The sequence below is a fragment of the Pseudarthrobacter sp. NamE2 genome (assembly GCF_005796205.1).
GTDB lineage: Bacteria > Actinomycetota > Actinomycetes > Actinomycetales > Micrococcaceae > Arthrobacter.
On sequence record NZ_VAHN01000006.1, the window covers coordinates 18,897 to 40,904 of the forward strand.

Genomic DNA, 22,008 nt, shown 5'->3' on the forward strand with positions numbered 1-22,008 from the left:
AGGACCACCATGAAAATCATTGCCGCTGAAGTGTTTGTGACCAGCCCGTCCCGGAACTTCGTCACGCTCCGGATCACCACCGAGGACGGTGTCACCGGCATTGGTGACGCGACCCTGAACGGCCGGGAACTCGCCGTCGCCGCCTACCTGAAGGAGCACGTCGCGCAGCTGCTAATCGGCAAGGACCCGCACCGGATCGAGGACACCTGGCAGTTCCTCTACCGTTCCTCGTACTGGCGCCGCGGTCCGGTAACCATGGCTGCGATCGCCGCCGTCGACATGGCGCTGTGGGACATCAAGGGCAAGCTGGCCGGTATGCCCGTGTATCAGCTCCTCGGCGGGGCGTCCCGGAACGGGCTGCGCGCCTACGGCCACGCCTCCGGCGCCGACATCCCGTCCCTGTTCGACTCCGTCCGCGAACACCTGGAACTGGGATACAAGTCCATCCGGATCCAGACCGCCGTCCCGGGCATCAAGGCCCTCTACGGCGTGGCCGCCCAGGCCCAGGCGTCGGGGGAGCGCTACGATTACGAGCCCGCGGGCCGCGGCGCGTACCCCGTGGAGGAGGACTGGGACACCCGCGCCTACCTGCGCCACCTGCCCACCGTCTTCGAATCCGTCCGCAACGAATTCGGCCCCGAGATCCCGCTGCTGCACGACGGCCACCACCGCATGACACCCATCCAGGCCGCAAAGCTCGGCAAAGCCCTGGAACCCTATGACCTGTTCTGGCTCGAGGACTGCACCCCGGCCGAGAACCAGGAAGGACTGCGCCTGGTCCGCCAACACACCACCACCCCACTGGCCATCGGCGAAATTTTCAACACCGTCTGGGACTACCAGACCCTCATCCGGGAACAGCTCATCGACTACGTCCGCGCCGCGTCCACCCACTTCGGCGGCATCAGCCCGCTGAAGAAGGTCATGGACTTCGCCGCGCAGTACCAGATCAAGTCCGGCTTCCACGGCCCCACCGACATCTCCCCGGTCGGGTTCGCCGCGCAACTGCACGTGGGCCTGGCCATCCACAACTACGGCATCCAGGAATACATGCAGCACTCCGACAAGACCAACGAGGTCTTCCACCAGTCCATGACCTTCACCGACGGCTACCTGCACCCCGGCGACAACCCCGGCCTCGGCGTCGAATTCAACGAAGAAGCCGCCGCGGCATTCCCGTACCAGCAGGCCTACCTGCCCTACAACCGCCTCATCGACGGCACCGTCCATGACTGGTAACGGCACAGAGGCAAAGCCCCTGGTTGTGGTGATGGGCGTATGCGGCTGCGGCAAGAGCACCGTCGGGGAGTCGTTGGCCCGGCAGTTCAGCATCCCTTTCCTTGACGGTGACTCCCTGCACCCGGCGCACAACGTCGCCAAGATGGCTTCAGGAACCCCACTCACGGACGAAGACCGCTGGCCCTGGCTCGCCACCGTCGGTGGCCGGCTCGCCGAAGCAGGCGAGGGCGGGCTGGTCCTCGCATGCTCGGCCCTGCGGCGCAGCTACCGTGACGCGATCCGTACCCAGGCTCCGGACACCCTCTTCCTTCACCTGCATGGCAGCAAGGAACTCCTCGAACAGCGCCTGGCGTACCGGGCCGGGCACTTCATGCCGGCCGGGTTGCTTGTATCCCAGCTCGCAACGCTTGAACCGCTCGAGGCCGACGAGGCGGGCGTGACGTTGGATATCGCCGCGCCGGTCGAAGAGGTTACTGCTAGGGCGCTCAGGGCGCTGAAGAGGACTCAGGGTTTGGCAGCACCAGATAAACGTTGAGCTCCACTAAGTTTTAGTTGTCCTTTGCTGAGCGTCCAGTCGGTCGAAAGTTATTGCAGTTGACAATTCTGTGGTGTAGTACTCAGTTTTCGCGTAAACTTTTCGTATGGAGTCTGCTACTCGCGCGCGAGGGCCTTATGCCAAAACTGTTGAACGGCGCTCCGCCGTAGCGCGGGCCGCGCTTGAGATTGTTCTTGAAAAGGGCCATCGCGCAATAACCACCGCTGAGGTAGCCTCACGTGCTGGTATGAGTGAGACGGCGATGTTGTATCACTTCCCTACTCGCGACCACATCCTGGTTGCGGCTATGGAGCTAGCCGACAGCGATAGCCGGACCGTCTTGACCGACCAGTTTCTGGGCAGTGAAGCGCAACAAGGCGAATGGCCCCCACCGGAGCTAGCGCGCCTTAGTGCCGAGGATGAGGCCGTGACCCGCCTCTTCTTTGCTTTGAGTGCCGAGGCAGTAAATACCGACCATCCTGCACACCAGTATTTGAAGGACCACCAAGAGCAGACAGTCCTCCATTTTGCCGACGGTATAAGAAGGCGGCAATCGAACGGGTACGCCTTGCCTGGCTTGGATCCTCACGCCGTTGCCCGCCAAGTAGCGGCAGTCTGGAGTGGTCTGCGCATGCAGTGGCTGGTCAATCCCACCTTCGATCTTGCCTCCGAAGTGTCCCAAGCATTCAAAGCACTGACAGGCCAGTCGATTATGGAAGCAAAACGGAGCATCAATGACCTTGTATCCCGAATGTAAAAGTAGTAGATCCGTGGCCAGGAGATAACTCGGCATCCTGGCGGTTGCGGGCAGCAGCCGCGCAGGTTCACCTGTTGCCAGCCGTAGAAAGTTCCTTCGCCTCGGTGCCTGAAGGGCTTCGTGAAAACCCTGCAGCAACAGCTGAGGGTTTGGTCACGCATATGTAGGGCAGCACAAGCTGCTGCAAAATTCAGACCCCGCCTAGGGCCAAACTCGTCGAAAAACCAGCAGAACACAGTTGAAAAACAACTAGATGGCAACCGGTTGTATTTTTGTTTCCAGCATGGTTTGCTTGTGATGCCGATCACCGCCACTGCCCGCCAAGTAATCGGCCTCCCAGTACCCCCCTACCTTCACACCCTCCATCTCGACAAAGGAGTCTCCCCACATGATTACCGTCCTGTCTCGAGCCAGATCGCTGACAAGAGCAGCATCAGCAACAGTGGCCGTTGCTGCACTTCTAGCAACCGCGGCATGTTCATCCGCCTCCCCTGATACATCTGCCCAACAATCCCAATCCCGGGACCAGGAGCTGAGCATAGCCGTCCAGGCACCGCCGGCCTCCCTGGACCCGTCCCAGCTTGCCGAGGGACAGCAGTCCTACGTTTGGGCGTCCATATTTGACACCCTGCTGCTGGTGGACAAAGAAGGAAAAGTCCGGCCAAACGCAGCTGAGAGCTGGAAGTACTCCGAGGATTTGCGCACACTGACACTCAAACTTCGGGGGGACCTGAAGTTCAGTGCAGGCGATGCGGTTACTGCGAAAGACGTTGTTGGAACATTGGAACGAACCCGGGCAACTCCCGGCCAGCAGCAGTCCAAGCTTGCCAAGGTAACCGCGGTTTCGGCGCCTGACGATTCCACTGTCGTCATCCAGCTGTCCGCACCCGAGCCGTCGCTCCTGAACTATCTGGCCCAAGCCACGGGCGTCATCGGGGACCCTGAGACCCTGGCGGCGGAAACGACTAAGCTTCGTCCTGCCGGCTCCGGACCCTACGTCCTCTCGGACGCCACCGTCGACGGTACCGAGTATGTTCTGGAACGCCGGGAGGACCATTGGAACGCGGCTGCCTATCCTTTCAAAACGGTCAAGGTTAAGGTCATTCAGGACCGTACGGCGCAATACAACGCGCTTCAGGCCGGAGAAGTTAAGGCCGCCTTTATCCAGGCCCCGCAGCGCCAGCAGGCCGAAGCCGCCGGTTTCAAAGTGAAAGAAGTGCAGGCTGTTGCTGCGCTTGCGCTGATTCTGGCTGACCGGAAAGGCGAACTCGTCCCCGCGCTTGCTGATGTCAAGGTCCGCCAGGCCATCAACATGGCATTCGACCGCGAACAGGTCGTCAAAGCGCTGCTCCAGGGTGTGGGCCGGCCCACGGTACAGGTCTTCAACCCGAACGGTGACGCGTACAACTCGGAACTGGAGGGCACCTACGATTTCGACCCTGAGAAAGCACGCAAACTTCTCGCCGAGGCAGGCTATGCGGACGGCTTCTCCATGACCATGCCCAGCACCGTCATCTCGCAATCCTTCGAGCCGGTCATTACGCAGGCCTTGGCTGACATCGGGATCAAGGTCACCTGGGAGCCGGTGCCCCCGCAGAACACTGCAGCATCGATATCGTCAAAGAAGTATCCGGCTGTGCTGTGGTTTGCAGGGCTCAACGAGGCAGGCCGCGAGGTGGGGGACATGTATACGCCTGAAGCATTCCTCAACCCTTTCAAGTGGCAGGACCCTGAGTTCGACAAGTTGCTCCAGAAAATTGCTAACGAATCTGACGAAGAAGCCCGCGCGGACCTCTACAAGAAGGTCAGTGAATACACGGTGAAGCAGGCCTTGAACGCCCCAATTGCTTACACCGGGACCCTCTGGGCGACCGCGCCGGACGTTGAATTCATTCCCTCAGTCGTCGTCTTGCCGACAGTCCGGGACTTTGGGGTAACCAGCGGCTAGTTCCCTAAAGGGTTGGTAGGTTCCTGGTTCGTCCGGGGCCCTACCAACCCTCGTCCCGACCGCGTTTGTCCCCTCCCGGTTCGCGGACCTTCCTCCTCCGGCCCGAGCATCGCGTTGCAGGGGAACTGCCGTGGCACACCTTGCAGACGCGGTGCCCGAATCAGAACAGCACACCTGCCCTGCTGGGGCACCATCACAATAAGGAGTCTGAAGATGCCAGAGGAAAAGTCACGAGGCAGCTCATGATCAGCTACGCCCTCCGACGTCTGGGTGCGGGTATAGTCCTTGCGCTGCTCGTCACCATGATCACGTTCTTCCTCCTCAGCGGCTCCCTGGAATCCGTTGCCCGGGAACGCTTGGGCAGTGCAGCCACTCCCGAGTCCATAAAAGCACTGATGACCCAGCTCGGTTTCGACAGGCCAGCTATCGTGCAATACCTGGATTGGCTTGGAGCCGTATTGACCGGTGACTTCGGTACCTCACTGTTCACAAGCCAACCGGTCGCTCCGGCCGTGGCTTCCCGTTTGGGCGTCACGCTTTCCCTTGTCGTCACCGCCCTGATCATTACGGTGATCGTCAGCGTCGCGCTGGGTGTCTGGGCGGCCTCACGAGGTGGAGTGGCCGACAAGGTATCCCAGGCCCTGTCACTCGTGGGATACATCGTTCCCGGGCTGCTGATTGCGATTGTCCTGGTAGCAGTATTGGCGGTGAATCTGAAGCTGCTGCCCGCGACCGGATTCACCCACTTCGCCCAAAACCCGGCGAAATGGGCGGCATCGATCACCATCCCGGTGATAGTGCTGGTAATCGGCGGGGTGGCCAGCATGGCCGCGCAGGTACGCGGGTCCATGATTGATGAACTTCGGAAAGACTACGTCCGCACCCTGCGGACCCGGGGCATCCCGACGCGCTCCATCGTGCTCCGCCACGCGCTGCGGAACGCCGCGAGCCCGGCACTGACCGTGCTGTCCCTTGAATTCATCCAAATGCTGGGCGGCGCGCTGATTATCGAAAACGTATTCGCGCTCCCTGGGTACGGCCAGTACGCATTCAACGCGTCCCTCCAAGGGGACATCCCCATCATCATGGGCATCACACTGTTCGGCGTCATGCTCGTAGTGGCAGTGAACCTCATTACCGACGTAGTAAACGGCTGGCTCAACCCGAAGGCGAGAATCTATTGAGCATCGAAGAACTCAGCGTCGATCCCGGGCTGGCAGCCCCAGCCCGGAAATCTCCGCTGCGGAAACTCCTCAAGGACCCCCAGGCGATCATCACCTCGGTGCTGCTGCTGGTCATCATCGTCCTGGGACTACTCACGCCGTGGATCACCCCGCATGACCCCAACGAAGCCCAGCTCAACGCGATCAACGCGGCACCCGGGACTCCCGGGTATCCCCTGGGCGCGGACCAGAACGGGCGCGACATCGCATCCCGGCTCCTCCATTCGATCAACACGAGCATGATTTCAGCCCTGATCGGCGCCAGTGTTGCCCTCATCATCGGGGTGACGTTCGGCCTGCTTGGCGGCTACTTTGGACGGCGCCTGCGCAGTGCCACCGAATGGGTCTTCAGCCTCATCATGACCTTCCCCGGGCTCCTGCTGCTGATCGTCCTGATGCCTGTCACCAAAGGTGACTACCGCGCAACCATGCTCATCTTCGGGGTCCTGCTCTCGCCCGGTATCTACCGCATCGTGCGGAACCTCGTGGTCGGTGTGAAGAATGAGCTCTACGTTGACGCGGCACGGGTGTCCGGCCTGTCCAACCTGCGTATCCTTGGCCGGCACGTTCTGTTCGTTGTTCGTGGCCCCATCATTATTGCCGCCGCGTTCCTGGCCGGTTCCGCGATCAGCCTGCAGTCCGGCCTTGCCTTCCTCGGCGTCGGATCCAATCTTGTTCCCAGCTTCGGTGCGATGATCGCGGACGGCTTTACTAACCTCTACCTCGACCCGACCCAGTTCATCTGGCCCAGCATCCTGCTGGGGACCCTCACTGCCTCCCTCGTCCTGCTCGGCAACTCCCTGCGGGATGCGTTCGAGGGCGTGAAACTGAAGCCCTCAAAGCTGGCCGAACCCACGCTTAAGAGCGAATCCGCGGTAGTTGGCGATGTTGAAGCAGCGGAGTTGCTGTCGGTGAAGGACCTGGTCATTGCCTACCCCACGCCTTCGGGCCAGCTGAAGGAGGTCGTGAAGGGTGTCAGCTTCAGCCTTCACGCAGGGGAAACTCTCGGACTGGTAGGGGAATCCGGGTCCGGCAAGACCCAAACTGCTTTTTCGATCCTTGGAGTGCTCCCGTCGGAAGCTGTCATTGTGCAGGGTTCCATAAAGTTGGAGGGACGGGAGCTGCTCGGTTTACGCGAGCAGGACCTGCGCGCGCTGCGGGGCCGGGAAATCTCGTACATCCCGCAGGAGCCGATGTCGAACCTGGACCCCTCCTACACTATCGGCGCCCAGCTTGTGGAGGGCATTCGCGCCTCTGCACGCATGTCCGGTGCGGACGCAAGAGCCAGAGTGCTCGCCTTGCTGGAGCGGGTGGGGATCCAGGATCCGCAGCGGACCTTTGACTCCTACCCCCATCAGATCTCCGGCGGGATGGCACAACGAGTACTGATCGCCGGTGCCGTGGCGAGCCGCCCCAAGCTGCTCATTGCCGATGAACCCACAACCGCACTCGATGTGACGGTCCAGGCCGAGATCCTTGACCTGCTGCGGGAACTCCAGGCCGAACTGCACATGGCGGTCCTGCTCGTCACGCACAACTTTGGTGTGGTCGCCGATATCTGCGACCGGATCGCCGTGATGCAGAACGGCCAAATTGTCGAGTCCGGCTCGGCGCTGGAACTGTTCCGGGAACCGAAGCACCCGTATACACAACTGCTCCTGGGGTCGATTCTGGACGAGCACACCGTACGAACCGACCCGCCGGTGCCTGTCGCGGCGGCTACTGGGGAGAAAAACTGATGAGTACGCCGCTGTTGGACGTGACCGACCTCCGCGTAGCCTTCACTGGCCGCGGATTCCGCCCGAAGGCGGTTGAGGTCCTGCACGGAGTATCCCTGAGTATTGGCGAGGGTGAGACCCTCGGGATAGTCGGGGAATCCGGGTCAGGCAAAACCACGATCGGCCGGGCGGTGCTGGGTCTGGTAAAGCCCTCCGGGGGCCGCATCCGCTTCCAAGGTGCCGATATCACTCATGCCAGCCCCAGGGATCGCAGGACTTTGTCCAAGAGCATCCAGGTGGTCTTTCAGGACCCCTACACCTCCCTCAACCCGTCACTGACCATCGGCGACACCTTGAGCGAGCCACTCGTGGTGCAGGGTGCGACAGCGGGCGACGCACGAGCACGGGTTCAAATGCTGCTTGACCAGGTGGGTCTACCGCGGGACGCTGGCGAGCGGTTGCCGCGGGAGTTCAGCGGCGGGCAGCGTCAAAGAGTCGCGATCGCCCGTGCCCTTGCCCCCAAACCAAAACTCATCGTCTGTGACGAGCCGGTCTCGGCCCTGGACCTGTCCACACAGGCCCGGGTCATGGACCTCTTTATCGACATTCAGCGCCAGACCGGGGTGGCCTACCTTTTCGTCTCCCATGACCTGGCGGTCGTGCGGCACATCAGCCACCGGGTCAGCGTCGTCTACAAGGGAGATATCGTCGAAACCGGCCCCGCGGACCTGGTGACGTCCACCCCGGAGCACCCGTACACGCAGCGGCTGTTGCTTGCAGCACCGATCGCAGACCCTGTCGAGCAGGAGAAACGCCGGGCAGAACGGCATCGGCTCGCCGAGCTCCACCGCGAACAGAACGTCCAAGCGGGAGTCGCATGATCGGAACAACGCCGATACTTCCCGGTTTCCACCCTGACCCATCCATCTGCCGCGCCGGCGAGGATTACTATCTGATCAACTCAAGTTTCGAGTACTTCCCCGGCGTACCGATCTTCACCAGCCGGGACCTGCTGACCTGGCGACAGATCGGCAACGTCCTGGACCGTGAGAGCCAGCTCAACGTAACCCCCGGGATTGCAGGGGCGGGCAAGGGCATCTATGCGCCGACCATCCGCTTTCACGACAGGCACTTCTGGATCAGCAACCGGCGTCCCGCTGACAGCGCCCCTTGCACTGCGGGCCGTAGAAGACCCGCAACAGCACGGTGTCCGCACAGGGCCGGACCGGCTCGAACTGGGCTACGAACAGGACGGCTTCAACGTACTGGCGACCATTGATGGCCGGTACCTCTCGACAGAAGTCGCGGGTGGATTCACGGGAAGAGTCATCGGGGTGGAGGCGCTTGGCGGGCAGGCACGCGTCAACCGCTTTGAATACCTCGCCGGTGCCACTGAGCCTGCCACCGGCGCATAGGCGGCTAGGTGATGGGGGAGTGCCAACACCCACAGCAAGGCTTCGCCCAGGTCGAGGACTGCCGGGGCAGCTACTTGGCGTCGTGCGCAGGGCTGAAGTCCGCGCTTCTTCAGTCCTTTACTCCGATACTCCGACTCTAGATAGGTGAACTCATGGACCGTGCATCTTTCGATCCTGACCGGACTTTGCGGTGGGCCGTCGCCGGAGCCGGGACCATCTCCCGCAGCATCGTGCCCGATCTGCAGGCCATACCCGGCAACCAGGTAGAGGTCGTCTTCAGTAGGGACCCGGCAAACGCAGCCCGCTTCGCTAAGGAGTTTAATCTGGCCCGCTGGACCGATGACTTCGCATCGGTGGTACAGGACCCATTGGTCGATGTGCTGTATCTCGCGACGCCCTTCGCTACTCACGCTGCAATGGCCCGTGAGGCGCTGCTGGCCGGCAAACATGTAGTCATCGAAAAGCCCATGGCAATGAACGCGGACGAGGTCGAGGAACTGTTCACCTTGGCTGGAAGCCAAAGCCTGTTCCTTATGGAAGCCATGTGGATGAAGTTCAACCCTGCGTTCCAGCACCTTTTCGAACTCCTGGATTCAGGGGTGATCGGGAAACCATCAAGCCTGCGCGCTGGTTTCGGCTTTCCGCTGATCCCTGATGGCGGCAGCAGATGGGACCCGGCACGCAGTGGCGGAACCTTGCTGGATCAAGGGATCTACCCTGTGACCTTGGCTCACGCCATCTTTGGAGAACCGACAGATGTCCATGCCCGCGGATGCCTCCGCGACGACGGCCTCGACTTCGCCGAACACTTCACCCTTGACTTTGAAGAGGGCCGGTTCGCCCAGTGCGCCAGTTCAATGACTGAATTTGTTGACCCGACCGCGTCAATCAGCGGCACGTTGGGGTGGATCACAATCCCGGGTATGTTTTGGACATCGACAACTCTTCTGATGCACGCCGGTTCCTGGGCCAAGATGTTCGCCCCGGAACCGATAGAGCACGACCGCGAAGGCAACGGATACGTCCCCATGCTCCGGGCCGCCGGAGAGGCCATCCGCTCAGGAGCCACGCAGCATCCGATACATCCCGCGTCCGACACGATTGCCGTATTCCGAACCCTAGACGCCATTAGTAAGCAGGTTAAGGAATCAGCCGCAAGGTTCCCGTTTGATGCCTCCCAAGGAAGCAGACCTACTGAATCGAGGGATGATGCCTGCCTGCCCCGCTGATTTTCTTCTGGCGGCTTCTGCTATGCCCGGCAGCAGTTCATGCCCGACAGCAGGATCCAAACAGACCGCCCTGCCAGCGGTGTCAGTAAGGCGCCGGCCGTGAATGCCGGCGCTGTTCCCGACGGCAACACGAAAACGACGAAGGGTATGGACCAAGGGGACGGAGAAACCGTAGCCCCTCATATGCCCGAAGCGGCAGGGCCATTTCCGGCACTGGCCGGTGACCCACTGGTGCCGACGCGGGCGTCCGCGGGCGGTGTGGGAACGGTCGGGCTGGGAACCGTTGGCCTCCTGGTCTTCGCAACGTTCGGTGGAGCCATGGCTCTGATTGCGCCTATGGCTTTTTCGCTCTCACTTCGATTGGAGGTGCTGGCGCCCGGGCGGGTCGAACTGCTCGGTTACACAATCGGCATTGGGTCGGTTTTTTCACTCCTTGCTTCCCCGCTCACCGGAATTCTGAGCGACCGGACCCGGAGCCGTTGGGGCCGACGCCGGCCCTTCACCTGTGCCGGTCTGGTGCTGGGTATCGTGGCAACCCCGGTGATGGCCTTCGCCACGGATCCCCTCATCCTCACCGCAGGGTGGGTGCTGTCCACTATCGGGTGGGGTACCGCACTGGGTTCCATCGGGAATTACCAGGCGGACCGTCTGCCTCCCCACCAACGGGGGAAGATTTCAGCCCTCACGGTACTGACGATGCACGTAGCGCCGGTAGCAGGAATCCTGCTCATCGGACTCGTAAGCAAAGACGCGTTCTGGGTCTTCGGGATCCCTTCGCTGGTCGGCACCATCTGCGTGGCTTCCTTCATCATTTTCGTGAAGGAAGGGGACAACCGGGACGCCGGGCCTCTTGAACCGCTGTCGCTTCGGCGTTTCCTTGCCAGCTTCGTGTTCAACCCGCGGAAGGAACCTGACTTCGCCTGGACCTGGCTGGGCAGATTCGTCTTTTTCTTCGGCCTATCCCTAACGACGAGCTTCAGCACCTTTTTCTACGCCCAACGCCTCGGGATAGGAGTTTCAATGGTTGCTTCAGCCTTGGCGGTCATCTCGGCAGCCAGTGTTTTGAGCGCCGTTTTCGGATCCATCGGTGCAGGGTGGCTTTCAGACCACTGGGCCCGCCGTCGCCCGTTCATCATGGTCGCCACAGTCCTGTTTGCCCTGGGTGCCTCGCTCACCGCCTTCGCGCATGACCTTGTAGCGCTGGTGGCAGGGACGCTTGTTTCATCCCTCGGGATCGCGATCTTCAGCGCCGTCGGCCAGGCGCTGGTCCTGGACGTCCTGCCCCACAGGCAGACGCAGGCCGGACGCTTTATGGCCATCACAAGCTTCGCGCAGAAAATCCCCGGGGCACTGGCCCCATTCGCCGCCACATTACTGCTGTCCCTCACCAGCGTCGGCGACGAGAAGAACTACACGGTGCTCTACCTGAGCGCTGGCATGCTGGCGCTGGCCGGAGGACTCATCACCTTGCTGACGGTCAAATCAGTCCGCTAAAAACGGCTCCGGTCATCGCAGGCCAGCCATGAACAGTGCCGCAGACCGTTGCAGCGCCCTCACCATCTCGCAATCATCAACCCATTTGTACTAACCCGCAGGAGGAAACGCAGTGCTAAAGCCCCGCCCCACACTCACCCGAGAACTTGTAAACCTCGATGGTCTCTGGCGCTTCGCCATCGAAGACGCAAACGTGCCCAGGCCCTGGACCGGAGCCCTGGAAACCAGACTTGAAGCCCCCGTGCCCTCCAGTTACAACGACCTCTATACCGACCCTGAAATCCGTAACCACGTCGGATGGGTGTGGTACCAGAGGACCGTACGTGTGCCCCGCGGCTGGGCAGGGGAGCGAGTGATCCTCCGCCTGGACGCGGCGACACACGAGGGCAAAGTTTACGTCGATGACGTTCTTGTCGCCCGGCACGTCGGAGGCTACACACCATTCGAAGCCGACATCACCGATCACGTCTCACCAGGCGCGGAATTCAGGCTCACGGTCGGAGTAAGCAACGAGCTGACCAGCACGACCATCCCCCCCGGCAGCATCAGCGTGACCCAGGACGGGCGGCGCCAGCAGACCTACCTGCACGACTTCTACAACTACGCAGGCCTGGCCCGGTCGGTGTGGCTCTACAGCAAACCCGAGCGCCATATCAGCGACATCACCATCGTCACCGGCGTCATCGGGCAGACAGGTGTCGTCGACTACTCCGTGGCAGCCAGCCACGAAACAACCGTCCGGGTCCGCGCCCTGGACGCCACGGGGTGCGAAGTCGCGACGGCAGAAGGAAGCAACGGAACCCTCAGCATTGAGGCGGTCACTCTCTGGCAGCCGGGAGCGGCGTACCTCTACGACCTCGTGGTCGAGCTGCTCGACGGCGAGGAAGTGATCGACAGCTACACCGAACCGTTCGGAGTCAGGACGGTCGAAGTGCGCGGAACCCAGTTCCTCATCAACGGCAAACCGTTCTACTTCACCGGCTTCGGCAAACACGAAGACACGGCGGTCCGCGGCAAGGGCCACGACAACGCCTACCTGGTGCACGACTTCCAGCTGCTGGAGTGGGCCGGAGCGAACTCCTTCAGAACCTCGCACTACCCTTACGCCGAAGAGGTGCTGGAATTCGCTGACCGCAATGGGATTGTCGTCGTTGACGAGACTGCTGCGGTCGGACTGAACCTGGGCGTCCAGGGAGGGCTGACCGGGATCGGTCCCAAGCCCACCTTCTCCCCGGAAACCTTCAATCATGAGACCCAGGCTGCCCACGCGCAGCACCTCCGCGAGCTGATAGCCCGGGACAAGAACCACCCCAGTGTCGTGATGTGGAGCATCGCCAATGAGCCGGCTTCCAACGAAGAAGGAGCCCGCGAATACTTCGAGCCCCTGGTGCAGCTCGCGCGGGAACTGGACCCCACCCGTCCCTTGACCTACGCCGCCGTTATGTTCGCAACCTTCCAGAACGACAAAATCGCTGACCTCTTCGACGTCCTCAGCATCAACCGCTACTACGGCTGGTACGTGTTCACGGGTGACCTGGCAACCGCGGAACAGTACCTGGAAGGCGATCTTCGCGGCTGGGTGCAGGCTTTCGGCAAGCCCATCATGATGAGCGAATACGGAGCCGACACGATGCCCGGACAGCACTCGGTGTGGGATATGCCCTGGAGCGAGGAGTACCAGCAGTCCTACCTCGACATGAACCACCGGGTCTTTGACAGGATCGAGGCCTTCATCGGAGAACATGTCTGGAACTTCGCCGATTTCCAAACCTCCAACGGCATCCACCGCGTGGACGGCAACAGGAAAGGCGTCTTCACCCGGGACCGGAAGCCGAAATCAGCAGCACACACCCTCCGCGCCCGCTGGACAGGCCTGAACGGCAGCAAACCTTCCGCGAACGAAACAGCAATCCCCGACGAAGAAACAAAAACCCGGCCCGTACCTGCCCTGGAGGGAGCAAAATGACGGAGACCACTAAACCTCTGACCGGCTCGCGCTCCATCCGGGAATGGCTGGGCCATCCTGCGGGAGGACCGCTGCTGCGGGGCATGCTCACCCAAGCCGGACAGGACGAAGCAGCCCTCAAACCCATCGAACACTTCGCCCTCCAACAACTGGTCGAACTAGGGGGCGGCCAGTTCCCGCAATCATTGCTCGATCATCTGGTCCGCGAAGTCAACGAGGGAGTACTCCCCGAGGACACCACTGACAACGGCCAGGTTGGTGCACGGGGAGGGGTGTGGGCGGAACGGATCTCGGATGCCCGCTTCTCCGGCAAGACCGTGATCGTCACCGGGGCGGGCTCCGGCATCGGACGGGCCACCGCCTCCAGGATCGCGCGAGAAGGGGGCAGGGTCATTGCTGTGGACATCGCCGCTGACCGGCTCGACGCGCTGGTCACAGCCCACCCGCAGGCAGACATCGTCCCGGTACCCGCCGACATCACCAATGATCCGGACATCGCCCGGATCGTTGAAGCCGCCGGCGCCCGGATCGACGCGCTGGCCAACGTCGCCGGGATCATGGACGACATGACGCCACTGCACGAGGTTTCCGATGACGTCTGGGACCGGGTGTTCGCGGTCAACGTCGACGGAATGTTCCGCCTCACCCGCGCGGTCCTCCCGGTCATGATTACGGCAGGGCGGGGATCAATCGTCAACGTCGCTTCCGAGGCAGCACTCCGGGGCAACTCCGCCGGATTGGCCTACACTGCCTCCAAACACGCCGTTCTCGGGGTAACCCGCAGTACCGCATTCATGTACGCACCTCAAGGGATCCGGGTGAATGCGGTCGCCCCGGGCCCGGTCGCGACCGGAATTGCGGCTACTTTCGGCTCCGAGCTCGGCGCGAAACGGCTCGGCCCGTTCATGCAGATGATCCCGCCAGTGGCCGAAGCATCACAGTTGGCCGCGTCCATCACTTTCCTGCTCAGCGATGACGGAACGAACATCTCTGGCGCTGTCCTGCCCTCGGACGGGGCCTGGTCGGTGCAATAAGAGAGGCAAAGTCAAAAGGCTCCGGGAAAGGGGCGGGCGGGCATATCTTCCGGCCCCTTCCCGGCACAGCGATGATGCCTCCCTCCCCAAAGGAGCAAAGGGAGTGCTTCACTCAATTCCCAAGGTCGACTATAAGGAGATCCTCATGAACGAAACTTCCTGCTGTCACTGGACGATCGTCCGCTGCCCCACCACAAACCTGCGCTCCTTGGATGCCAGATGACGACTGGATTAGGTCCTTGGCAGCCCGAAGACGACTGGACCCTGCTTGTCGGCCAGCATATCGAGATCCACGAACAGGGAAAGATTCTCGATCGGGGCCGGGTGGAGGACGTGACAAAGGACGGGGACGTCCTGTGGCTGGGGATGGATGGACCGAGGTGCCGGCGCCTCATCGAAAAAAATCCTGAAAGGCACGCGAAGGTCCTATAAGCTTCGCCCAACCAGGACACCGGCGGCCGCTTATTTGTCCTCTGGTGAGCCTATGAACCGCATCAGCGCCTCCATGAGGTGCAGCGTCGGCCGATCGGGATCGAGAAGGAACTGTATCCGGAGGCCATCGATCATCGCCAGCACCATCGTGACCTTGTCATCGGCGCTGAGTTCCTCGCTGTCATGGGAGGTGGCAAGGCGCTTGCTGGTGAAATGCTGGCGCATCCTTTCGCGCCGGGCGATGAAGAAATCGTGCGCCGGGTGACCGGGATTTGTTGCCGCGATCGTGATGGCCAGCCAGTTCCGCAGCTGTTCGGGATGAGCGAATTCTTCCTGAAGAAGGCTGCTCAGGACCCGCTCCCTGGGCACCTTCGATTCCATGATGCTGCGGGCAAGTTCCATGTCGTCAGCATCGCGTTGGGCAAGGGCGGCCAGGAGGAGGTCATCCTTCGTGGCGAAATGCCGGAGCAGCGCGGCGTGGGTCACGTTCGCGCGGGCAGCGATGTCTCTCAGGGACGCCCGCTCATAGCCGTGCTCGGCAAAGCTGGCCGAAGCAGCACGCACGATTTCCGCACGGCGCGCCGGAGTTGTCGCATAGGGGCCGCGGCGGCGTGACCCCACCTTTTGTCCGGCGGCTGTTTCGGAAGTGGTCATCACGGAACTGATCCTTTGTGTTTAACCGGTCAGGGGTGCTTTGAGAGAGGGTCTTGCCAATTGTAACCACGTTGGCTACTATTTCGGAATGTAACCAGCGTGGTTACATTTACTGGGTTTCGACGTCAGAGTCGCCCAGCTCCGCCCGCGGTGCCGCGGGCGAAGAGCCACCCGATAAAGGAGTCACAGGTGACTACGAACGAGCGCGAGGCTACCGGTCTTGCCGGCGGCATGGCAGCCGCCCAGCCGATGTCAGGTAACCAGCCCCCCACGGGCGAGGCCGGCAACACTGTCGGGACCAATGCTGAGGAGCCCCAATCCCCAGTGAGCCGGGGGTATGTCTTCTGGCTGATGCTGGCCAGCTTCGGCGCATCAATGGCCATGATGGTCCCGCTCTCGTACGGCATCGCGGTTCGCATTACGGAGCTCGCCCCCGGGCAGGAAGAGGTGCTGGGCTACATCACCGGCACCGCGCAGTTGATCTACCTGCTTATCAGTCCAATGATCGGGATCTGGAGCGACCGCACGCGGTCCCGGTTCGGGCGCCGCACGCCCTTCATCTTCCTCGGCACAGCCATCGGCCTTGCCGGCCTGATCGTCATGGGATCAGCGCCCAACCTGCTGATCGTGGGCGCCGGCTGGGTCTTGGGTATGTCCGGATGGTCCATTTCAGGGGGCGCGATCCAGAACCTCATGGCCGACAAGCTGCCTGAACAACAGCGCGGAAAAGTCTCCGCACTTACCGGGTTGATGACCCAGATCGCGCCCGTCCTGGGCATCGGAATCGCCTACGCGGTCTCGTCCAACACCCTGCTCGTGTTCGTCGTTCCGGGCGTTGTCGGCGCCGTGCTCCTGGCATTGTTCCCGCTGATCAAGCCCGAGGGAAGCTCCAAGGATATCGCCGTCCACTCGGACGTCACCGCCAAGTCCCTGGTTGCCAGCTACGGCTTCAACGTCCGTAAGTACCCCGACTTCGCGTGGAACTGGCTGGGCCGGTTCGTGTTCTTTATGGGCCTGTACTTCAACACCACCTTCGGCACTTTCTTCTACGCACAGCGCCTCGAGCTCCCGGTCCGGGAAGTAGCCGGTGTCGTCGCCACCATCGGCATGCTTGGCGTCGTCGCAGCCGCGGGCGGCGCGCTGCTGGGCGGGTTCCTGTCCGACAAACTCAAGCGCCGGCGCCTGTTCGTACTCATCGCTGCGGTTCTCTTCGTTGCAGGTGCAGTAGTCGAGGCCTTTGCCTGGTCATTGCCTCAACTGATTGTGGGGGCTGTGCTGATGCAAATGGCGATCGCCGTGTTCGCCACCGTCGATCAGGCCATTATCTTCGCCATCCTGCCCAACCGTACCGAGACCGGGCGCTACATGGCCGTCGTGGCCTTCGCCCAGAAAATACCCAGCGCCGTCGCCCCGCTCATCGCTTCTCTTGTCATCACGCTCGGTGCTGTGGGCGCGGAAAAGAATTACACGCTTCTGTATCTGGCCGGCGCTGTCCTTGCCCTGCTGGGCGGTTTGGTGATCGCGCTCAAGGTCAAGACCGTCCGCTAGACGCTGTTCCCGTACTCAAGGAAGAAGGACCACAATGGGCGGAGTGCCCTACGATCTGACCGTTGACAGCGGTGGCGATCAGTTCCCGGTAACCGGATCTGCACCCAGGCTGTCATGGAAGCCCGCTTCTGACAGCGCTGGCCCGGAGTATGAGCTCGAAGCGCTCATCGACGGTGCACCGCAACAGCCGGCAACATCCAACGGCCACCTGTATGTCGCATGGCCCTGGGCGGCGCTGCGCAGCCGGCAACGCGTGCAGTGGCGTGTGAGGACCGCCGGGACCAATGCCGGCTGGTCTGACTGGTCTGGATTCGAAGTCGGACTCCTCGATCCGGACTGGACCGCCTCGTGGATCTCCCCGGTGGAGAATAGAGACCCTGGCTACGGCCAGCGGCCCGCGAACATCCTGGCTGCCGAGTTCGTACTGCCCGCCGAGGTGACGTCTGCCCGGCTTTACGCGACAGCACTCGGGGTCTACACCGCCGCCATTAATGGGCAGCGGGCAGGTACAGCTGAACTTTCCCCAGGAACAACGTCGTACGACCGCACACTCTATGCCCAGGCATCCGATGTGACATCCGCGCTCAAGCCGGGGCGCAACCGGGTTGACATTGAACTCTCTGACGGCTGGTACCGAGGCCAGGTCGGTGCGTTCCGGATCCCCGCCGGCTGGGGAACCACCCTCGGGGTCCGCGCCGAACTGCACATCGAACTCGCTGACGGATCCCGTCAGGTAGTCGTCACGGACGACACCTGGACCAGTACACCGTCCACAACGGTCCGCGCGGACCTCATGGACGGGCAAGTCACCGACTACACGCTCCCGGCGGCGCCGCCCTTTAAGGCCCTCGCCGGCCTGGTTGAAGCACCGCCGATCGCCTGGTCACCGGCCCCGCCGGTGCGGGTTGTCGAATCGCGGCCACCCGAGCGGCTGGAGGAGCTCCGGCCGGGGGTGTGGGTTGCCGATTTCGGCCAGAACGCGTCGGGGTGGATCCGGCTCGAGGACCTGGGACCGGAGGGCACCCGCACGGTGATCGAGTACGGCGAACACGTCGACCCGGATGGCGACCTCTCCACGTCCCATCTTGATTCCCACCGGCCAGGCGAGCCCACGAGGATCTTCTCCCAACGCGACGAAGTAACGGCTGGTGCTGGTGCTGCCGTCTTCGAACCGCGCCACACGGTGCACGGATTCCAGTACGCCCGCATCAGCCGCGACGGAGCTACCCTGGATCCCGCAAAATTGACGATGCAGGTTGTCCACACCAACCTCCGCCGGACCGGTGAATTTTCCTGCAGCAACGAAGACCTCAACCACCTGTACCGCATGGGCGAATGGAGCTTCCTGGGAAACGCCGTCGATGTGCCAACGGACTGCCCCACACGGGAGCGGCTGGCGTGGACGGGCGATTACCAGGTGTTTGTCTCTACCGCCACCAGGTTGCGTGACGTCCTCGGGTTCAGCCGGAAATGGCTGACATCGGTGCGGGATGACCAGCTCGAGGACGGCCGGATCGCCAACTTCTCACCTGACGGCCGCCGCATCAAAAACAACCTCGATGACCAGTTCGCGATGATGACCGGCTCCGCAGGCTGGGGTGACGCGATCGTCGCCGTGCCCTGGGAACTTTACAAGGCATACGGGGATGAATCCGTTCTCGCCGAAAACTGGGATGCCATGACCCGATGGGTGCAATGGGCCCTTGATAAGGCACGCACGACCCGCCACCTCGGCCGCGCCCAGCTCTCACCCGAGCCCGAGCCCTTTGAAGAGTACCTGTGGGACGGCACCTTCCACTGGGGCGAATGGATCGAGCCTCAGAAGCGGGACGAGGACGGGAAGCTGATCAACCCCGTCCAGGACAACCCGATGGCGTGGTTCATGGAAGATAAGGGCGAAGTCGGAACGGCCTACCTCTACCGGTCCACAGCCGCGCTCGCCCAGATCGCACGGGTCCTTGGAAGGAGCGCGGATGCCTTCAAATATTCAGCGATCGCCGACTCCATACGTGAGGCTTGGCAGGCAGCCTACCTTCGTCCGGACGGCACCACCGCCACGGACACCCAGGCTGCCTACGTCCGTGCCCTGTCGTTCGGGCTCCTGCCCGAGGACCTCCGCGGGAAGGCAACCGACCGGCTCGTCGAGCTCATCCGCTCCGCGGACACCCACCTGGGAACCGGATTCCTCTCCACCGGAGACCTCCTGCCCGTCCTCGTCGAGGCCGGCCGGGAAGATGTCGCGTACGAGCTACTCCTGCAGCGCACAGCGCCGTCATGGCTGTACATGGTGGACAAGGGCGCCACAACGATCTGGGAAGCATGGGAAGGCATCGACCAGGACGGTAACGCCCACGAGTCCCTGAACCACTACAGCAAGGGAACCGTACTCCGGTTCCTCTACGAGTACACCCTCGGCCTGCGGCAGGACCAGGAGTCGGTGGCCTGGCGCTCCCTTGTCATCGCTCCCACCCCTGGCCCGGGACTTACCTGGGCGCGCGGTTCACACGAAACACCCAACGGCACCATCAACGTCCACTGGCAGCTCAACGGTGACGAACTCTGCATCGATGCTGACATTCCCGCCAACACCGTCGCCCGCATCATATTTCCCGACGGTACCGAACACGCTGCCGGCCCCGGAAGGTTCCGCGCTGCCAGCACCTTTCCGCACACAAGCACATCAGAACCGCGCCGCTCAGCGGCAACGGTTTGACAACCTGCCCGGCCAAGGCACCACAACACACACTCACAGAAGAGGATGACATGACAACTTTCCCCAACGGCTTCCTATGGGGCGCCGCGACTGCCGGCCACCAGATTGAAGGCAACAACATCAACAGTGACTGGTGGGCCCGCGAACTGACCATGCCCGGGATGGAACTCTCAGGAGACGCCTGCGACAGCTACCACCGCTACCAAGAAGACATTGCTCTCCTGGCTGACGCCGGCCTGACCTCCTACCGGTTCAGCCTCGAGTGGTCCCGGATCGAACCCGTGCAAGGACACTTCTCCAAGGCAGAGCTCGCGCACTACCGCCGCATGATCGAGTACTGCTTCGATCGGAACGTCACGCCCGTCGTCACCCTGCAGCACTTCACCACCCCCCAGTGGTTCGCGAACGACGGCGGCTGGCTCGCTCCGGACGCGTCCGAGAAGTTCCAGCGCTACGTCACCGCCACCACCGACATCCTCGACGGCGTTGAGTGGGTCGTCACCATGAACGAACCCAACATGCAGGCGGCCATAATGACCGCCATGCGCCGGATGCAGCAGACCCAGGGCGCCCAGTGGCAGAGCCCCACGGTAGAAGGCGAGGGGGAGAAGAAGCAGACACACAGCGACTTCCTCACCTACGCCGATCCCGAAATCGGGCGCACCTTCACCACCATCCACCACGCAGCCCGCGAAATTCTTAGGGCCAACACCAACGCCAAGGTCGGCTGGACCATCGCCGCCGGAGCCCTCACAGCCGCGCCCGGCGGCGAAGAGAAATTGCTGGAGATCCGCTACGGCAAAGAAGACGTCTACTGGGAAGGCAGCCGTGGGGACGACTTCGTCGGCGTGCAGGCATACTCCAGCCAGGAAGTCGACGCCAACGGCCTCGTCCCGCACCCGCCACACCCGGACAACACCCTCGTCGGCACCGCATACCGCCCGGACGCCCTCAGCATGGCCGTCCGCCACGCCTGGGACATCACCGAAGGTGTCCCCGTGCTCATCACGGAAAACGGGATCGCAACCGCCGATGACAATCAGCGGATCCGCTACACCACCGAAGCGCTGCACGGCCTTCACGCGACCATGACGGAAGGCATCGACGTGCGCGGATACCTCCACTGGTCACTTTTGGACAACTTCGAGTGGGGACACTGGGAACCCACCTTCGGCCTGATCGCAGTCGACCGGGAAACCTTCGCCCGTACTCCCAAGCCAAGCCTCGCCTGGCTCGGCCGCGTCGCCCAGCACAACGAGCTCGACGCCGGAGTCCGGTCATGACCACCGCCTTCGCCGACGTCTCCACAACACCCCTGACTGACCTCCTGTCCCTAGCCGGGCGGCAGGCGGTCGTGACCGGCGGGGCGCAAGGGCTGGGCAAAGCCATAGCCTGCCGTCTCGCAGAGGCAGGCGCGAACGTCCTCATCGGCGACATCAACGCCGAGAAGGCGCAGTCCGCGGCGGACGAAATCACCACTCGGTATTCCGTACGGGCGCTCGGTGCCGCGATGGACGTCACCGACCCTGAATCGGTCAGGGTCGTGGCCGCAGTTGCTGTCGAGGAATTCGGCGGCATCGACATCTGGGTAAACAACGCGGGCATCTTCCCCAGCATCCCAGTCCTCCAAACGCCAGATGAAACTTGGGAACAGGTATTCGCCGTGAACACCCGTGGCGTATTCAACGGCTCCCGCGAAGCCGCACGACGCATGACCGGCGGCAACCGGGGGGGCGTCATCATCAATATGGTCTCAACAGCCGGATTCACCGGAACAGCACCGGGGCTCTCCGCCTACGTCGGCTCCAAGCACGCAGTCCGCGGCATGACAAAACAGATGGCACTCGAATTCGCACCCCTCGGAATCCGCGTCCTGGGAGTTGCCCCAACGTTCGTGCCAACCGAGGGCAACATGGCCGCAGCTGCCGCGCACCCGCCCAGCAAATCTGCCGGTGTGATGACAGTCATGACGAACAGCCTCATCGGCCGCATCGGAACCCCCGACGACATCGCGCGTGTCGTCTTGTTCTGCGCAAGCGACATGTCCACCATCATGACCGGAAGCACCCTCCTCGCTGACGCTGGACAAACAATCTGAGCCAA

Annotated in this window: 18 protein-coding genes and 1 pseudogene; 17 read left to right on the forward strand and 2 right to left on the reverse strand. The window is 62.4% G+C overall.

Going from position 1 to position 22,008, the window contains the following annotated elements; all coding sequences use genetic code 11:
* Positions 1-9 precede the first annotated feature (9 nt).
* The 13 genes and pseudogenes from manD (at position 10) to FDW83_RS08860 (ending at position 14,558) form a co-directional block, all read left to right on the forward strand.
* Positions 10-1,239, forward strand: a complete 1,230-nt coding sequence (gene manD / locus FDW83_RS08805; protein WP_138137568.1) for a D-mannonate dehydratase ManD — start codon at positions 10-12, stop codon at positions 1,237-1,239.
* On the forward strand, positions 1,229-1,774 hold the full coding sequence (locus FDW83_RS08810; RefSeq protein WP_138137570.1) for a gluconokinase: 546 nt from the start codon (positions 1,229-1,231) through the stop codon (positions 1,772-1,774). Before manD ends, FDW83_RS08810 begins: the two co-directional genes overlap by 11 nt.
* 106 nt (positions 1,775-1,880) lie before the next feature.
* Complete coding sequence (locus FDW83_RS08815) at positions 1,881-2,531, forward strand: TetR/AcrR family transcriptional regulator (RefSeq protein ID WP_138137572.1); 651 nt, start codon at positions 1,881-1,883, stop codon at positions 2,529-2,531.
* A 388-nt stretch (positions 2,532-2,919) separates the two neighbouring features.
* Positions 2,920-4,479: an ABC transporter substrate-binding protein gene (locus FDW83_RS08820; protein WP_138137574.1), complete on the forward strand. Its 1,560-nt coding sequence runs from the start codon at positions 2,920-2,922 to the stop codon at positions 4,477-4,479.
* 242 nt (positions 4,480-4,721) lie between these two features.
* On the forward strand, positions 4,722-5,663 hold the full coding sequence (locus tag FDW83_RS08825; protein WP_138137576.1) for an ABC transporter permease: 942 nt from the start codon (positions 4,722-4,724) through the stop codon (positions 5,661-5,663).
* Positions 5,660-7,441, forward strand: coding sequence for a dipeptide/oligopeptide/nickel ABC transporter permease/ATP-binding protein (locus FDW83_RS08830; protein WP_240720914.1), 1,782 nt, complete (start codon positions 5,660-5,662; stop codon positions 7,439-7,441). Before FDW83_RS08825 ends, FDW83_RS08830 begins: the two co-directional genes overlap by 4 nt.
* The gene (locus tag FDW83_RS08835) at positions 7,441-8,301 is read left to right on the forward strand and encodes an ATP-binding cassette domain-containing protein (protein ID WP_138137578.1); all 861 of its coding nucleotides are present in this window, start codon (positions 7,441-7,443) and stop codon (positions 8,299-8,301) included. Before FDW83_RS08830 ends, FDW83_RS08835 begins: the two co-directional genes overlap by 1 nt.
* Positions 8,298-8,510: pseudogene (locus FDW83_RS19450) on the forward strand (family 43 glycosylhydrolase); the annotation flags it as partial. The gene FDW83_RS08835 and the pseudogene FDW83_RS19450, both read left to right, overlap by 4 nt.
* Before the next feature lie 10 nt (positions 8,511-8,520).
* Positions 8,521-8,835 (forward strand): hypothetical protein, encoded by a 315-nt coding sequence (locus tag FDW83_RS19455; RefSeq protein ID WP_240720915.1) that lies wholly within the window; start codon positions 8,521-8,523, stop codon positions 8,833-8,835.
* Between the two features lie 152 nt (positions 8,836-8,987).
* Positions 8,988-10,064 (forward strand): Gfo/Idh/MocA family protein, encoded by a 1,077-nt coding sequence (locus tag FDW83_RS08845; RefSeq protein WP_138137582.1) that lies wholly within the window; start codon positions 8,988-8,990, stop codon positions 10,062-10,064.
* Positions 10,065-10,163: 99 nt separating this feature from the next.
* A complete protein-coding gene (locus FDW83_RS08850; RefSeq protein ID WP_171027501.1) occupies positions 10,164-11,558 on the forward strand; it encodes an MFS transporter in 1,395 nt (464 codons plus the stop codon).
* A gap of 112 nt (positions 11,559-11,670) precedes the next feature.
* Complete coding sequence (gene uidA, locus FDW83_RS08855; protein ID WP_138137586.1) at positions 11,671-13,524, forward strand: beta-glucuronidase; 1,854 nt, start codon at positions 11,671-11,673, stop codon at positions 13,522-13,524.
* Entirely contained in the window at positions 13,521-14,558 is a 1,038-nt protein-coding gene (locus tag FDW83_RS08860) for an SDR family NAD(P)-dependent oxidoreductase (RefSeq protein WP_138137588.1), read from the forward strand. The genes uidA and FDW83_RS08860 overlap by 4 nt, the downstream gene beginning before the upstream one ends.
* A 231-nt stretch (positions 14,559-14,789) precedes the next feature.
* On the opposite strand, the gene FDW83_RS08865 is transcribed toward FDW83_RS08860, so the two are convergent.
* Together FDW83_RS08865 and FDW83_RS08870 are read right to left on the reverse strand one after the other, a co-directional pair.
* Positions 14,790-14,975 (reverse strand): hypothetical protein, encoded by a 186-nt coding sequence (locus FDW83_RS08865; protein WP_138137590.1) that lies wholly within the window; start codon positions 14,973-14,975, stop codon positions 14,790-14,792.
* 45 nt (positions 14,976-15,020) lie between these two features.
* Positions 15,021-15,644 carry a TetR/AcrR family transcriptional regulator gene (locus FDW83_RS08870; protein ID WP_138137592.1) on the reverse strand — a complete coding sequence of 208 codons (624 nt, stop codon included), beginning with the start codon at positions 15,642-15,644 and terminating at the stop codon, positions 15,021-15,023.
* Between the two features lie 189 nt (positions 15,645-15,833).
* On the opposite strand from FDW83_RS08870, the gene FDW83_RS08875 reads away from it, so the two are divergent.
* From FDW83_RS08875 to FDW83_RS08890, 4 genes are read left to right on the forward strand one after another with little or no spacing between them, the layout of a single operon-like run.
* Positions 15,834-17,192 (forward strand): MFS transporter, encoded by a 1,359-nt coding sequence (locus FDW83_RS08875; protein ID WP_240720917.1) that lies wholly within the window; start codon positions 15,834-15,836, stop codon positions 17,190-17,192.
* 43 nt (positions 17,193-17,235) lie between these two features.
* Positions 17,236-19,905: an alpha-L-rhamnosidase gene (locus FDW83_RS08880; protein ID WP_240720918.1), complete on the forward strand. Its 2,670-nt coding sequence runs from the start codon at positions 17,236-17,238 to the stop codon at positions 19,903-19,905.
* A 50-nt stretch (positions 19,906-19,955) separates the two neighbouring features.
* Positions 19,956-21,188, forward strand: a complete 1,233-nt coding sequence (locus tag FDW83_RS08885; RefSeq protein ID WP_138137596.1) for a glycoside hydrolase family 1 protein — start codon at positions 19,956-19,958, stop codon at positions 21,186-21,188.
* Positions 21,185-22,003, forward strand: coding sequence for an SDR family NAD(P)-dependent oxidoreductase (locus FDW83_RS08890; RefSeq protein WP_138137598.1), 819 nt, complete (start codon positions 21,185-21,187; stop codon positions 22,001-22,003). The genes FDW83_RS08885 and FDW83_RS08890 overlap by 4 nt, the downstream gene beginning before the upstream one ends.
* The last annotated feature ends 5 nt before the right edge of the window (positions 22,004-22,008 follow it).